The 14,925-nt window shown below is 73.1% G+C and carries 9 protein-coding genes; 5 read left to right on the top strand and 4 right to left on the bottom strand.

Annotation, left to right across the window (positions count from 1 at the left end):
- The first annotated feature begins 141 nt into the window (after window positions 1-141).
- Window positions 142-336 (top strand): hypothetical protein, encoded by a 195-nt coding sequence (locus ACFYOY_RS37220; protein WP_059144539.1) that lies wholly within the window; start codon window positions 142-144, stop codon window positions 334-336.
- Between the two features lie 107 nt (window positions 337-443).
- Here the strand turns inward: ACFYOY_RS37220 and ACFYOY_RS37215 are convergent, their stop codons facing one another.
- From ACFYOY_RS37215 to ACFYOY_RS37200, 4 genes are all read right to left on the bottom strand, one after another.
- The gene (locus tag ACFYOY_RS37215; protein ID WP_388592065.1) at window positions 444-1,097 is read right to left on the bottom strand and encodes a PT domain-containing protein; all 654 of its coding nucleotides are present in this window, start codon (window positions 1,095-1,097) and stop codon (window positions 444-446) included.
- Window positions 1,098-1,388: 291 nt separating this feature from the next.
- Window positions 1,389-2,501 (bottom strand): peptide chain release factor 2, encoded by a 1,113-nt coding sequence (gene prfB, locus ACFYOY_RS37210; RefSeq protein ID WP_093462255.1) that lies wholly within the window; start codon window positions 2,499-2,501, stop codon window positions 1,389-1,391.
- A 40-nt stretch (window positions 2,502-2,541) separates the two neighbouring features.
- A complete protein-coding gene (locus ACFYOY_RS37205; protein ID WP_351896035.1) occupies window positions 2,542-3,879 on the bottom strand; it encodes a protein kinase in 1,338 nt (445 codons plus the stop codon).
- Between the two features lie 218 nt (window positions 3,880-4,097).
- Window positions 4,098-5,810 (bottom strand): protein kinase, encoded by a 1,713-nt coding sequence (locus tag ACFYOY_RS37200; protein ID WP_388592062.1) that lies wholly within the window; start codon window positions 5,808-5,810, stop codon window positions 4,098-4,100.
- Window positions 5,811-6,310: 500 nt separating this feature from the next.
- On the opposite strand from ACFYOY_RS37200, the gene ACFYOY_RS37195 reads away from it, so the two are divergent.
- The 4 genes from ACFYOY_RS37195 to ACFYOY_RS37180 all read left to right on the top strand — a co-directional run bounded on the left by ACFYOY_RS37195 (window position 6,311) and on the right by ACFYOY_RS37180 (window position 14,893).
- Complete coding sequence (locus ACFYOY_RS37195) at window positions 6,311-10,984, top strand: FtsK/SpoIIIE domain-containing protein (protein ID WP_388592060.1); 4,674 nt, start codon at window positions 6,311-6,313, stop codon at window positions 10,982-10,984.
- Between the two features lie 277 nt (window positions 10,985-11,261).
- On the top strand, window positions 11,262-12,620 hold the full coding sequence (locus tag ACFYOY_RS37190; RefSeq protein WP_351896048.1) for an extracellular solute-binding protein: 1,359 nt from the start codon (window positions 11,262-11,264) through the stop codon (window positions 12,618-12,620).
- A 24-nt stretch (window positions 12,621-12,644) separates the two neighbouring features.
- Window positions 12,645-14,015: a sugar ABC transporter permease gene (locus tag ACFYOY_RS37185; protein ID WP_351896053.1), complete on the top strand. Its 1,371-nt coding sequence runs from the start codon at window positions 12,645-12,647 to the stop codon at window positions 14,013-14,015.
- Entirely contained in the window at window positions 14,012-14,893 is an 882-nt protein-coding gene (locus ACFYOY_RS37180) for a carbohydrate ABC transporter permease (RefSeq protein ID WP_059144547.1), read from the top strand. The genes ACFYOY_RS37185 and ACFYOY_RS37180 overlap by 4 nt, the downstream gene beginning before the upstream one ends.
- Window positions 14,894-14,925: the final 32 nt, after the last annotated feature.

Raw genomic sequence — 14,925 nt, 5'->3', positions numbered from 1 at the left:
AACCGGTACGGATGCGGCACGGAATCGTGCGGGGCGCGCCGAACCGGACGGAAGCTGGCACAGTGGAAGGGGAACAAACCCATTTCGCTGGGCGTTGGTCCCGTGTCTACTGCGGCACCGCCGCGCGGGAGGAGAAAGCGCATGACGTACGACAGGCTCGTCTGCGCCAACTGCGCGAGCCCCGTCAGCGAGGGCCGCTGCCCGGTCTGCCGGGCCAGCAGGGAGCGCCTGCAGCAGGACGGCATCTTCGGGGGGCTGACGCCGGCCGCACTGATAGCGCTGCTGGTGGCGCTCATCGCGGTGGCCGTGCTCGCGCATGAGATGGCCACGGCGTAACGGAGCGTTACGCAGGCTGTACATCGGGTGTGGCACACCCTCTGAACGCACAAGGGGCCCGGAGCTCTGGAGAGCTCCGGGCCTCTTACCGTGCGTAGAGCGCGCGCTCAGGCCACGTTGTTGCGGTTGACCAGCCGCGGCACAAAGCGGAAGCCGATACCGCCGGCGATCATCGTCGCGGCGCCGACCAGCAGGAACGTGGTCTCGGAGGAACCGGTCTCGGCCAGCTGCTCCTTGGCCTTGCCCTGCTCCACCGGCTTGGAGCCGACGTTGTCGGTGCCGGTGTTGTCGTCGCAGTTGGTGCTGTCGAGGTCCACGGTGCAGGTGCTGTCGTCGCCACCACCGCCGCCGCCACCCTGGCCGGGCGAGCTCGGCCCGGCGGTCGGCTCGTCGGTGGGCTCGTCCGTCGGCTCACCGGTCGGCGGCTGAGTGGGCTCATCCGTCGGCTCACCGGTCGGCGGCTGAGTCGGGTCGTCGGTCGGCGGGTCGGTCGGCTCGTCCGTGGGCGGGTCGGTCGGCTCGTCGGTCGGCTCGCCCGTCGGGATCGAGGTCGGCTCGTCGGTCGGCTTGCCGTGGCCGTTGCCGATGCCGACACCGACGTCCAGGCCCTTCTCGTCCGCGTTGGCGGAAACGTTCACACCGCCGATACCGACATCCACACCAACGGCCGATGCGGCGCCGGCGGCGGTGAGCGATGCGCCGGCGGCGATCACCGCACCGGCAGCTATGCGCGCAACGCGCAGCCGCGTCTTCTTCGTCATCTGCCTGCTACCCCCAGTAGCTGTACTCGTCAATGGAGCAGCTATGCACGGGGCAACGGCTCGGGGTGTCGCATTCTCCGCGGTCCCCATCCCTCTGAGGCGGTCCGCCGGCCCCCGTTCACACGCGCCCCAGTCATACGCATGCCGCGCGTCAGCCTTCCCAGTTTTCAGATCATCGTCAAGGCCATTGCATGCGAGATGTCCGCTATGGAAGTGGATGCGGCATGCATGGGTACAGGACTGTGACCAAAACCGCGGTGCACGGGGCCCGTTGGGGGCAGAGCGGGAAGGTTACTTCCCCTGCTCCTGCTGCTTGCGCCAGCGAATCCCGGCCTCCAGGAAGCCGTCGAGCTCACCGTCGAGCACCGCCTGCGGATTGCCGACCTCGAACTCGGTGCGCAGATCCTTGACCATCTGGTACGGGTGCAGGACGTATGAACGCATCTGGTTGCCCCAGGAATTGCCGCCGTCGCCCTTGAGCGCGTCCATCTTGGCCTGCTCCTCCTGGCGGCGCCGCTCGAGCAGCTTGGCCTGGAGGACGTTCATCGCGGTCGCCTTGTTCTGGATCTGCGAGCGCTCGTTCTGACAGGAGACGACGATGCCGGTGGGGATGTGGGTCAACCGCACCGCGGAGTCGGTGGTGTTGACGCCCTGGCCGCCGGGGCCCGAGGAGCGGTAGACATCCACGCGCAGCTCGGACTCGTCGATCTCGATGTGGTCGGTCTGCTCGACGACCGGCAGCACCTCGACGCCCGCGAAGGAGGTCTGGCGGCGGCCCTGGTTGTCGAACGGCGAGATCCGCACCAGGCGATGGGTGCCCTGCTCGACGGAGAGCGTCCCGTAGGCGTACGGGATCTGCACGGCGAAGGTGGTCGACTTGATGCCGGCCTCCTCCGCGTACGACGTCTCGTAGATCTCGGTCTTGTAGCCGTGGCGCTCGGCCCAGCGCAGATACATCCGCTGGAGCTGCTCGGCGAAGTCGGCGGCGTCCACCCCGCCGGCCTCGGCGCGGATGTTCACGACCGCCTCACGGGAGTCGTACTCGCCGGACAGGAGGGTGCGCACCTCCATCTCGTCGACCGCCTTGCGCACGGCCTCCAGCTCGGCCTCGGCCTCGGCGCGGGCGTCCGCGTCGCCCTCGTCGGCGGCGAGCTCGAACAGCACCTCGAGATCGTCGATCCGGCCGCGCAGTTCCTCGGCCCGGCGCAGGTGCCCCTGGAGATAGGAGAGCTTGCTGGTGACCTTCTGTGCGTTCTCCGGGTCGTCCCACAGGGACGGGGCCGCCGCCTGCTCCTCGAGCACGGCGATGTCGGCCCTCATCTTGTCGAGGTCCAGGACGGCCTCGATCGACCCCATGGTCGAGGAGAGGGACTTCAGCTCTTCGGATACATCGACGACTGCCACGGGACCAGCGTAACCGCTACGGAAGACTGGCCGTCCCCGGTCATGGCGTACCGGGGTCCTGGGAGACGGAGTGCTCGCCGCCCTTGGGCTGATCGCCGCCGTCGTCGCCGCCCGCCACCAGCCAGCCGCCGAGCCCCACCGCCACCAAGGCGGCCAGCGTGATCGCGGCCACCTTGAGCCGGCGGCGGCGCAGCGCGCCCGCGACCGCGGGGTTACGGGCCGACCCCGCCCGGCGCTGACCGTGCACCCGGGGGGCGCGGGCGGTGCCGTGGGCGCCGCCCGCGAGCTCGTCCGCGCTGGGCACCCGCATGCTGGTGTGGGTCTCGCGGCTGGAGTCCGGCACCGCGCCGGGGACCAGCGGCACCGCGCCGCGCCGCCGCGAGGGCGTAGGAGCGGGTCCGGCGGCGGGCACGGAGACGCCGCGGTGCGGGGTCTCCGCCTCCGCGCCCTCCCGCTGCTCGCCCTCCTGCTGCTCATCGGGCTCGTCGATGTCCAGCGGCGGATATCCGGCCAGGCCGGGCAGCAGCTCGCGCAGCCGGGTGGCCAGCTCGGAGGCGCGCAGCCGGGAGGCGGGCGCCTTGGCCAGGCACTGGAGGAGGAGCTGCCACAGCTCGTCGGGGATCCCGGGCAGCGGCGCCACGGTCTCGGTCACATGGCGGCGCAGGATCGCGCCCGGATGGCCGCCGCCGAAGGGCGTGAAGCCGGCCAGCATCTCGTAGAGGACGGTCGCGAGGGCATACACATCCACGCTGGCCCGGGGCGGCAGCCCCTCGACGATCTCGGGGGCGAGATAGTCCGGGGTGCCGATCACGCTGCGCGGGTTCGGCGAGCGGCCCTGGGACGAGGCCCGGTCGCGGGCCGGCTGGGCGCGGATCGGGGTCGGCTCGTCCACCAGGCGGGCGATGCCGAAGTCGGTCAGCAGGGCGGGGTGCGCACCGCCGGGGCCGAGCGGGCCCCGCATGTCCAGCAGTACGTTCTCCGGCTTGACGTCGCGGTGGACGACCCCGGCGGCGTGCGCGGCGGACAGCGCGTCGGCGACGTCCGCGGCGATCGCCACGGCGGCCTCGGGGGCGAGCCGGCGCTCGCGGTCGAGGCGGGTGCGCAGATCCGTACCGCGGATCAGGTCCATGACCAGCGCGAGGTCATTGCCGTCGACCACCAGGTCGCGCACCCCGACCACCCGGGGGTGGTCGAGGCCGAGCAGTACGGTGCGCTCCTGGACGAAGCGCTCCACGAGCTCCTGGTCGGAGGAGAGGTCCTCACGCAGGAGCTTGATGGCGACGGGGCCCTCGGGTCCCTCGCCCAGCCACACCGTGCCGGCGCTGCCGCGCCCCAGGAGCTGGTGCGCGGTGTACCGACTGCCGATCTTCCGTGACAAGACTGCTCCGAATCCTCCGACAAGGGGGGCGCGTTGGCGACAAAGCTACGCGGCTACTGGCGCGTTGGGTGCACCAGACAACGCCAACTGTCACTTCTGCGGCGGAAAACACCCTTCGGATGTCGACAAATCACCGGAGTCGGAGGTGGGGAGGCGAGGATCGGGCCGGAGAGTCGGGGCGGAGACGGGCCTGAAACAGGGACGGTGGCGCTGACGGATCAGCTGCTGGGGCCGCCGAGGTCCTCGATCCACTTCTGGACGTCCTTCGCCCAGCCCGAGACCGCGTCCCAGTAGCTCTGCCCATCGGCGATCCAGTCCTTGAGCGGGCTCAGCTCCCAGACCAGCCAGGAGCCGATGATCAGGACCACGATCACGAACAGGCAGCCCTTGAGGCACCCCAGACCCGGGATCTTCATCCGGTTGGGGCTGGAGCCGCGCTGCCGGGGCTCCCGGCGCGGCTCCGGCTGCTGCGGCGGCGGGGCGTAGCGCTGCGGCTGGGGCTGCTGGGGGTGGTGCGGCGCCGGAGCGTACTGCTGCGGCTGCTGCTGGGCGTACGGCGGCGGCTGCTGGCGGCCCCGCCGGCCCTGGGGCGGCTGCTGGGGCTGCTGATACTGCTGCGGCTGCTGGTATTGCTGCTGCTGATACTGCTGCTGCTGGGGCGCGGGGCGGTGCGGGCGGCGGCGCAGCGGGTCCTGGCTCGGGTCGAGGTACTGGACCTGGGTCTGCTCATTGCGGTCGCGGGCCGCGCGCAGCTGGTTCTGCCAGGGGTGCGGATCGTCCTGGCCCGGCGGCACGGGCGGCATGGCGCGCGTCGGATCGGCGCCTCCGGCCGGGCCGGAGCCGCTCGGCAGCACCTGGGTGGGGTCGGCATTGCCCCCGGCGTTCGCCCCGGTGGTCGGCATCACATTGGTGGGCGCGGCCGGGTCGTACGAGGGGGTGCCCCCCGGTGCGTTCGGGAGCACCTGGGTCGGGTCGGCCGAGTCCGCGGGCGCGGTGTCCGGGACCGGGGCGGGCGCCGGGTCCGGGGCGAGCAGCGCGGCGACGCCGAGCGCCGCCTCGGCCTGCGCGGCGGAGGCGTGCACCCCGACACCGGCGGCGACCACGCGCAGCGCACGGGCCAGGCTCTCGGCGCTCGGGCGCTCCTCGGGCCGCTTGCGCAGACAGCGCTCTATGACGGTCCACAGCGGCTCGGGCACGGTCGAGGGGCGGCGCGGCTCCTCGCTGAGGTGGCGGTGGAGGACCTCGAGGGCGGTGTTGCCGGCGAACGGCGGACGGCCGGTGACCAACTCGTAGAGCATGATGCCCGCGCCGTAGATGTCCACCGCGGAGGTCTGCGGACGGCCCTCGGCGGACTCCGGCGCCACATAGGCGGGGGTGCCGACGAACTCCTGGGTGCGGGTGAGGCCGGGCGAGTCGGCGAGGCGCGCGATGCCGAAGTCGGTCAGCATCGGGTGCATTTCCTGGCCCTCGCCGGTGCCCGCGAGCAGCACGTTGGCGGGCTTGAGGTCGCGGTGCACGACGCCGTCGGCGTGGCTGGCGGCGAGCGCGTCCGCGATCTGGGCGGTGAGGAGGGATGCGGCGACGGGGGTGAACGGGCCGTTGCTGCGCAGGTATTTGTGCAGATCCGGGCCGTCGATCAGGTCCATGACCAGGGCCAGCAGATCACCCTCGACCACCAGGTCACGGGTGCGGACGATGTTGGGGTGGGTGAGCCGCAGCAGCACCGAGCGCTCGCGGAGAAAGCGCATGACGATGTCCGCGTCGTTCGCGAGCTCCTCCTTGAGGACCTTGATCGCGACGGTCTCGCCGGGCTGCCCGGCCACGGCGGCCTCGGCCCCCGCCGCCTCCCGCTGGCTGGCCCGCCATACGGTGCCCGTGGCTCCGCGCCCGAGCGGCTCCTCGAGCAGGTACTTGCTGCCTACCGGCCGCACGTCATGCGCTCCCTGATCGTGGTCTTACATCGGTGGTCTGCTTGCTGCTCTGCTTACTGCTCTGCTTGACGGTCTGCTTGTGGTGCTCGTCCGCACCACTGTAATGGCGACGCACGGTGAGCCCTATCCGATCACCACACGAGGGTCCGCGCGGGGGAAGACGTGTGATCCGGACAGATGGTTGCCAGTGTTGGTCCAGGCCGCTCGATCGCCGCTCGATCCGGCACCGCCGGGCGTCTCAAGGGCAGCCGTTCCGGTCGCAATCAGCCAGTTTCGGCCGACTAGCCGACCAATCAAGATCATGTGGCGCCGGGCGGCGGGCGAAGTGTCGGTGGCAGGTGCGAGGATGCAGGCAGCACGGAAGCGCCGAGCGGCGGGGGGCTCACGCTCCGTGACCCGTACGACCCTGTACGGACCTGTACGTGCCGAAGGGCCTGGGGGCGGTGGTGGGGGTCGGCACCCCTGCCCGGCCCCCCGGACAGAAGGGACCGTTGACGGCGATGCAGATTCGGCTGACCGTCCTCGGGCCGCGCAGCGCCCACCCGGGCCGTTCCGGCCACCATCCTGCGCCCGCGTCCGCGCCGCATGCCCTCATGGGCGCGGTGGACGTCCTGGTCACCGCCCCTGTCGGCACGGCCCTCGCCTCGGTGGCCAGTGGGCTCGCCGACGCGGTCGCCGCGGCCGGGTACGAGGCGGGGGGCGGCAGCGGTGGCGGCGGCGCGGTGGTGCTGTACGCGGGGGGCGAGCGGCTGGACCCGCAGCGCTGTGCGCTGGGCGAGCCGCCGCTGGTGGACGGCGCGGTGCTCTCCCTGCACGCCCCGGCCGACCCCGACTCCGGCCACTACCCCGGCTATCCCGGCCTGCCCGAGACCGCCGTGGCCGACGCCACGGTCCATCTGGACGTGGTCGCGGGGCCCGACGCGGGCGGCGTCCATCTGCTCCACGGCGGCCAGGTCCGCATCGGCCGCTCCGCCGACGCCGACGTCCCGCTGGACGACCCCGATGTCTCCCGGCTGCACTGCGCGGTCACCGTCGCCGAGGACGGCCGCGTGACCATCGCCGACCTCGGCTCGACCAACGGGACCGCCGCCGACGGCGTCCCGGTGGGCACCCATCCGGTGCCTCTGGAGCCGGGGGCGCTGCTGCGGATCGGCGAGTCCGCCCTGCGGCTGCGCGTCCCCTCCGCGGATTCCGCGTTCCCGTCGGCCCCCTCGCGCCTCCCGGTCCACGCGGACGGGGAGGGCCACCTCCGCGTCACGCCCGCCGGGGACCACCCCACCCACGCGGAGGGCCCCTGGACCGGCGCCCCCCAGTCCGCCCCCACCCACTCCGCCGAGGGCACCTGGACCCCTCCCGCCCACCACCCGGGCACCGGCTGGACCCGAGTCGCCCAGCCCGGTGACGAGCCTCACTCGGCGTCCGGGCCGTACGAGGCCGGCGCGGGCGCCGGGGCGCGGGACCCCCGCCGGGGCGAGGAGGACTGGGGCCCGGGCACGGGACCCACCGAGGGGCGCGGCACGGGCGCCGGGGTGCCGGGCGGGGCGGGGGGCCACAGCCACCGGGACGACGACGGATGGCACCCCGGCGAGGGGGCCGCCGCCGGGAGGCGCGGCGGCGCGGGCGGTCGCGGGTCCGGCCACGAGGACCAGGACGGGCAGGGCGGCCACTGGCCTAGCGGCGGCTCGGTGAGCCCGGGCGGCTCTCCTTACGGCGCCGCGGGTGCCGTTCGGCGCGGTGAGCGGCCGCGTGGCGAAGGACACGGCGAAACGGGCGGACGCGGCCGGGGCCCGCAGGGGCCCTCGGCCCCCGCCGACCAGCCGTACGACGACCCGTCCACCACCCCCACCCGACGCGGCGAGCGCATCCCCCGGCCGGGAGCCGCCGGACACGGCCCGGCGGGGCAGCCCGAGCGGACAGCCCAGGACCGGCCCGGCACGCGCGGCAGCGGCGGTCAGCCGAGCCAGGGCCAACGGCCGACCGACCCCCAATCCCCGGGTGCCACCCCGCGCGGCGGGCACCCGCACGGCCAAGGGCGCGGCGAAACCCCCGAGCGTGCGTACCCCGGCGGCCAGCCTGGGCCGCGCGCCGGACACGGCCCGGCCGACCGCTCGGCCGACCCTGGCCGCACAGGCCGCGGCGCGGCTCCCGGCGACTCGCCGTACGGCGGCGCGGGCCGCGGTCGGCAGGGCGAGGGCGACGCGGGTTACGGCGCCGCCCCACGCGGCGGGCAGCCCTACAGCCAGGGGCACGGCGACACGGACGGGCGCGGCCGACGCCCACAGCGGCCCTGGTCCGCGGGCAACCAGCCCGCCGACGCGAGCCCCGGCGGCTCGCCGTACGGCGGCGCGGACGCAGGCCACAGCCGCCACCATGACGGCGACGCCGGCTCCGGGCGGCAGCCGGGTGCCGGTTACGGCGCCACCCGGCGCGGCGGGCAGCCATACGACCAGGGACGCTCCGCCACCGGCGGACAGCCCGCCGACACGGGCTACCAGGGAACGCCCTACGACGGCCCAGCAGCCGCTCCCGGACAGCGCACCCCCTACTCCGGCGGCCAGCCGGGCGCCGGGCCGCGCGGCGGACGCGGCCCGGGCGACCGCTCGGCCGACGCCGGGCGGCCACGGCCCGGGGGCTCAGGCGCCGACGGCCCCGGGCGGCGTGAGGCGGGGGATCGTACGCATGCCGGGGCCTATGCGCTGGACGCGCCGGGGGCGCAGGCGCGGCGGCGGGGGATAGGGGCCTGGGTGCGGCAGCTGGCCGGGGGGAAGGCGGCCGAGCGGGGCGGGGTGCGGCAGGACGGGGGCGCGCGGGGCGCGGCGGAGCGGGCGGCCGCGGAGGCGGAGGTGCTGCAGCGGCGGTGGCCGGATCCGGCCACCGTGTTGATGACGGCGCTGGGGCCCGGCTCCCGGTTGTGGGAGCGCACCCAAGGGCATCCGGACGCGCTCACCGTGCGTCTCGGCTCGGCCGACCAGCTGGCGGCCGACGGCGGGTTGCTGGCCGCCGCACCCGTGACCGTCGATCTGCGGCGGTCCGGCTCGCTGGGGCTGGCGGGGCCGCGGGCGCGGGTGGCGGGGCTCGCCCGCTCCGTCGTGGCGCAGTTGGCGGCGCTGCACTCACCGGCCGCGCTGGAGATCGTCCTGATCAGCGGCGAGGAGCGGCTCGCGGAGTGGTCGTGGCTCGGCTGGCTGCCGCAGCTCCAGCCGATGCGCGGCCAGGACTGCCGGTTGCTGCTCGCGTATGACGGCGAGCAGGCCACGGCCCGTACGGACGAGCTGACCCGGCGGCTGGAGGACGGGCCGCTGGGCCCCGGCTGGGCGAGCGCCTCCCCCGCGGCCGCGGCGTCCGCGGCGGCGCGCCACGTCGGGCCGCGCACCGTGGTGGTCGTGGACGGCGCCCCCGGTCCGGCCGCGCTGCACGACACGCTCGCCCGGCTGGCGGTGAGCGGCTCCGCGGCCGGAATCCATCTGCTCTGTCTGACCGAGGCGCCCGCCGCATCGCCCGTGTCTCCGCTGCCGATGAGCTATGAGGCCGCGTGTGCCGCGTCCGCGGCCTTCGCGGCCTCCGGGGTGGCGGCCGTGCTGAGCGGCGATGTGGCCACGGGGCTGCAGATCGTCCATGGGGACGGGGACGGAGCCACGTCCGGCATCGCCGGGGTCACTGGTGTCTCCGGGGTCACCGGTGTCTCGGGGATCACCGGCGCGACCGGCGCCACCACGACCGTGACCGTGGACGCGGTGTCGGGGGCGTGGGCCGAGCGGTTCGCGCGGGCGCTCGCGCCCCTGCGCCCGGCCGCCTCCGCGCAGGGCGGCGCGTTCGGCGGCTCCGACGGCCCACCGACCGTTCCGCTGCCGGACTCGGCGCGGCTGCTGGACGAGTTGGGCCTGGCGCGGGCCACGCCCGCGTCGCTGCTGGCCCGTTGGGCGGCCGCGGCGGACGAGGTCCCGGCGGGCGGCCGGGCGCTGGCGGTGCTCGGTGCCGGGCCGCGCGGCGCGCTCGCGGTCGATCTGGCCGCCGACGGTCCGCACGCACTGATCGACGGCACGGCGGGCACCGGTAAGACGGAGCTGCTGCGCTCGTTCGCCGCGTCGCTCGCGGCCGCCGAAAGGCCGGACCGCCTCGAGCTCATCCTCGTCGACGGAGCCGGGGCCGGAGCGGGCGAGGGGCTGCAGGTGTGCACGGATCTGCCACATGTCTCGACACATCTGGCGGCCACCGACCCGGTACGGATGCGGGAGTTCGCGCAGGCGCTCAGCTCGGAGCTCAAGCGCCGCGCCGAGTTGCTGGACCGGCTGGATTTCACCGCCTGGCACGCCCGGCCCCACCACGGCGACGGCGAGGGCGGCAGCGGTGGAGGTGACGGCGCCGCCGACCCGGGCGGCACTCCTGGCGCCCCCGGCCCCGGTTCGGCCCGCGTCGTCGCGCCCCGCCCGCCCGGCGATATCGACCCGCCGCCCAGCGACACCCTCCACACGCTCAATCTGCGCGCTCAGCGCACCGCGAGCGCGGCAGCCACAGCGGCAGCTACCCGCTCCCGCCCCTTCCTCCCCCGTCTCGTCGTGCTCGTCGACGATTTCGACGCGCTGGTGGCCCCGGCCCTCGGCAGCCCCGGCCGCCCGGCGGCCGGTTCGGTCGTCCGCGCTCTGGAGGCGATCGCCCGCGACGGCGCCCGCCTCGGGGTGCATCTGGTCGTGGCGTCCGGCCGCCCGGACCGTACGGCGGACACGGTGGCCGTCGAGCGGGCCGGACTCCGGATCGTCCTGGACCCGCGCCCGCTGAACCCAGCCCACCCCACGGCCCCCACCCACCCCGCCCACCCCGGGGAGCCCGAGCGGCCCGATGCGGCCCCCGCCGCATCGCCACGCTCGGTCACATCCGCCCCCGCAGCCGCAGCTGCCCCGGGCGGCGACCCGGCCCCGGGCCGTGGACGGCTGTTCCGCCCGGATGACACCGGGGGGACCCCGTTTCAGGCGGGCCGGGTGACTGGACGGATACCGCGCACCGCCACGCAGCGGCCCACCGTCGTGCCGCTGGAATGGCGGCGGATGGGCGATCCGCCCGCCCGCCGGCCGCTGCGCGAGCTGGGCAACGGCCCCACCGACCTCGCACTTCTGGCCAGTGCGCTGCAGCGCGCCGCGCAGTCGGCGGACGCGCCCACCGCACCCGCGCTGATCTGACCGCCCTTGCTCGTCACTGCCCGCCGCGGGCCGCGCCCTGCCCGTTTCCCGACCGTTCCCGAGCGATCCTGTCGGTCCTGACCGGCTTTCCGAGCCGTTCTGCCCAACCTCCCGTCTGACCCACCTGCCCCGTTCTCTGCCGATCGTTCATCACGGCCCGATCACGATCCGTGAGTGAACGCCGAACGCAGTATTGCCACGTTCGGTGACCGGGCGTAGGACTACTCGCACGGGACACGGCCGCACGGGGGCGGTCGGCATCGGAGGGAACACGGGGATGCACGTATCGCTTCCTGCGAAGCGTTCGACACGAGCTGCGGTGGCCCTGCTGGCGGCGGGAGCACTCATGCTCACCACCGCGGGCTGCGGCGGTGACGACGGAGACACGGTAAGCGGCGGTCCGCCGCCGAACACCGTGAAACTGCCGAATCTCAAGGGGCAGAAACTCCAGGTCACCGCGGTATGGACGGGTACCGAGCAGGAGAACTTCACCAAGGTGCTGAAGGAGTTCGAGAAACGCACCGGCGCCAAGGTCTCCTTCGTACCCAGCGGTGACGACATGGCGGGCTTCGTCGGCTCGAAGGTCGCGGGCGGCGCCCCGCCGGATGTCGCGATGGTCGGACAGGTCGGCGTCATGCGCGAGTTCGCCCAGAAGGGCTGGGCCAAGCCGCTCGGCGCCGCCGCCAGTGCCGAGCTGGCCAAGAACTACGCCAAGGGCTGGCAGAACCTCGGCTCGTACCAGGGCAAGCCCTACGGGGTGTACTTCAAGACCAGCAACAAATCCCTGCTCTGGTACAACACCTCCGCGTTCGACTACGCGGGCGCGAAGGTGCCGAAGACCTGGCAGGAATTCCTGGCGCAGGCCCAGCTGGTCTCCGACTCCGGCACCGACGCGGTCGCGATCGGCGGCCAGGACGGCTGGACGCTCACCGACTGGTTCGAGAACGTCTATCTCTCCCAGGCGGGCGCGGAGAAGTACGACCAGCTCGCCCAGCACAAGATCAAGTGGACCGATCCGTCGGTGAAGAAGGCGCTCGAGACGCTCGCCGAGCTGTGGGGCACCAAGGGCCTGGTCGCGGGCGGCCGGAGCGGTGCGCTGCAGACCGCGTTCCCGGACTCCGTCACCAAGGCGTTCGGCAACAAGGCGGAGCCGGACGCGGGCATGGTCTTCGAGGCCGACTTCGTCGCCGCCAACGTCGCCGACGCGGGCGCGGAGCTGGACCAGGACGCGAAGGTGTTCCCGTTCCCGGCGGTGGGCGACAAGGCACCGGTGGTGACCGGCGGCGACGTCGGCGTGGCGCTGACGAACAGCAAGGCGGCGCAGGCGCTGCTCACCTTCCTCGCCTCCCCGGACGCCGGGACGATCTGGGCCCAGTCCGGCGGGTTCATCTCGGCGAACAAAAACGTCAAGTTCAGCGCCTATCCCAATGCCTCGATGCGCAAGATCGCACAAGCGCTGATCGCGGCGGGCAATGACTTCCGGTTCGACATGTCCGACCAGGCTCCCGCCTCCTTCGGTGGCAAGCCGGCCCAGGGCGAATGGAAAGCGCTCCAGGACTTCCTCAAGAACCCGAGGAATGTCGAAGGCATCCAGCGCCAGCTGGAAGCGGATGCCGCCAAGGCGTACAAGAACTGACCACTCGACCGGGAGAACCACATCATGTCGACCGCGACAGCGGACGGCGCGGCCACACCTGGCCGGGCATCGTCCGCCCCACCGGCAAACCGACCGGGCGCCAAAAAGAAGAGCGTCATGGGCACCCGCCCCTGGCTGGCGGCGGTGTTCCTGCTGCCCGCCCTGGTGCTGCTCGGGGCGCTCGTCGTCTATCCGATCGGCTACTCCGTCTACCGGAGCTTCTTCGACGCCTCGGGCAATGGCTTCGTCGGCCTGGACAACTACCAGGAGATGTTCTCCGACGACGCCACCAAGACGGCGATCAAGAACAACATCATCTGGCTGATCCTGGCCCCCACCGTCTCCACCGCCCTGGGCCTGATCTTCGCCGTGCTCACCGAACGGGTGCGCTGGGCCACCGCCTTCAAGCTGGTCGTCTTCATGCCGATGGCGATCTCGATGCTGGCGGCGGGCATCATCTTCCGGCTGGTCTACGAACAGGACCCGGACAAGGGCGTGGCCAACGCCATGTGGGTGAGCGTGCATGACTCCTTCAGCGAGTCGCCGCCGTTCCCCGGCGCCCATCCGCGTCCCACCGCCGGGCTGACCGAGGCATCCAACGGCTCGTTCACCACCCGGGACACCGTCCGCGCCGGCACCCCCGCCTCGCTGCCGCTGGTCGCGGCCAAGCGCGGGGACATCAGCGGGGCGCAGGACGCGAAGGCCGCCAAGGCCGAGCCGGGGAAGGTGACCGGCACCGTCTGGTTCGACTTCACCCGGGGCGGCGGGGGCGAGCAGGGCGCCATCGACAAGGGCGAGAAGGCGATGGCCGACCTCAAGATCGAGGCGGTCAAGGACGGCAAAGTCGTCGCCCGGACGACATCGGGGGCGGACGGTACGTACACCCTCCCGGCCAAGGCCGAGGGCGCCCAACTACGGCTGCCCGCTTGGAACTTCGCCCAGCCGTACAACGGCGTGGACTGGCTCGGCCCGTCCATCGTCACCCCGGCCATCATCGGCGCCTACGTCTGGATCTGGGCCGGTTTCGCGATGGTGCTGATCGCGGCGGGGCTCGCGGGAGTGCCGCGTGAGCTGATGGAGGCCGCGCGGATGGACGGCGCCACCGAGTGGCAGGTCTTCCGGCGGATCACGGTGCCGATGCTGGCGCCGGTGCTCTCCGTCGTCGTCGTCACACTGATGATCAACGTGATGAAGATCTTCGACCTGGTGTACATCATCGCGCCGGGCCCCTCGCAGGACGACGCCAATGTGCTGGCGCTCCAGCTCTTCCAGTCGTCCTTCGGCACCGACGTCAACCAGGGCCTCGGCAGCGCGATCGCCGTGCTGCTGCTGTTGCTCGTGCTGCCCATCATGTTCATCAACATCCGCCGGATCCGAAGGGAGAGCCGCCGATGACCAGCGCGGACACGGTCGTACAGGCGAAGCAGTCCCTGGTCGCGCGGATCGCCGCCCGCGCCGGCGGCGGGGTGATGCGGGTCGTCCTCCTCCTGATCGGCCTGCTGTGGCTGATGCCGACCGCCGGACTGCTGCTGTCCTCCCTGCGGGACCCGGCCGAGGTGGACCTCTCGGGCTGGTGGAAGGTCTTCACCGACCCCGGACAGCTCACCTTCAGCGGCTATGACGAGATCCTGGGCAATCAGCAGATCACCGACTCGCTGTGGACCACCCTCGCGATCACCGTCCCGGCGACGCTGCTGGTCGTGGTGATCGGCGCCCTGGCCGGTTACGCCTTCGCCTGGATGGACTTCCCCGGCCGCGACTGGTGGTTCCTCATCGTGGTCGGCCTGCTGGTCGTCCCGGTCCAGGTCGCGCTGATCCCGGTGGCCAAGCTCTTCGGCGAGATCGGCATCTTCCAGACCACCACGGGCGTGGTCCTCTTCCACACCGCCTTCGGCCTCCCGTTCGCGATCTTCCTCCTGCGGAACTTCTTCGCCGAGATCCCCCGCGAACTGCTGGAGGCGGCCCGCCTCGACGGCGCGGGCGAGCTGCGGCTCTTCCTGCGCGTGGTGATGCCACTGGGCGGCCCGGCCATCGCCTCGCTGGGCATCTTCCAGTTCCTGTGGGTCTGGAACGACATGCTGGTCGCCCTGATCTTCGCGGACAGCGGCAACCCGCCGATCACGGTCGCCCTGCAGCAGCAGGTCCGGCAGTTCGGCAACAACATCGACATCCTCGGCCCGGGCGCCTTCGTCTCAATGCTCATCCCGCTGGCGGTCTTCTTCGCCTTCCAGCGGCAGTTCGTGGCGGGCGTGATGGCGGGCGCGGTGAAGTAACCACCGCGTCCTCCAGCCACCACCGGCCCGGC

Source organism: Streptomyces sp. NPDC007875 (genome assembly GCF_042868035.1).
In the GTDB taxonomy this organism is placed as follows: domain Bacteria; phylum Actinomycetota; class Actinomycetes; order Streptomycetales; family Streptomycetaceae; genus Streptomyces; species Streptomyces antimycoticus.
The sequence above is the reverse complement of the archived record's forward strand: the minus strand, read 5'-3'. Positions and strand labels throughout refer to the sequence as shown.

Coding starts and splice junctions, on each gene's coding strand:
- ACFYOY_RS37220 (WP_059144539.1), top strand. CDS start 142: ATGACGTACGACAGGCTCGTCTGCGCCAACTGCGCGAGCCCCGTCAGC.
- ACFYOY_RS37215 (WP_388592065.1), bottom strand. CDS start 1,097: ATGACGAAGAAGACGCGGCTGCGCGTTGCGCGCATAGCTGCCGGTGCG.
- ACFYOY_RS37195 (WP_388592060.1), top strand. CDS start 6,311: ATGCAGATTCGGCTGACCGTCCTCGGGCCGCGCAGCGCCCACCCGGGC.
- ACFYOY_RS37190 (WP_351896048.1), top strand. CDS start 11,262: ATGCACGTATCGCTTCCTGCGAAGCGTTCGACACGAGCTGCGGTGGCC.
- ACFYOY_RS37185 (WP_351896053.1), top strand. CDS start 12,645: ATGTCGACCGCGACAGCGGACGGCGCGGCCACACCTGGCCGGGCATCG.
- ACFYOY_RS37180 (WP_059144547.1), top strand. CDS start 14,012: ATGACCAGCGCGGACACGGTCGTACAGGCGAAGCAGTCCCTGGTCGCG.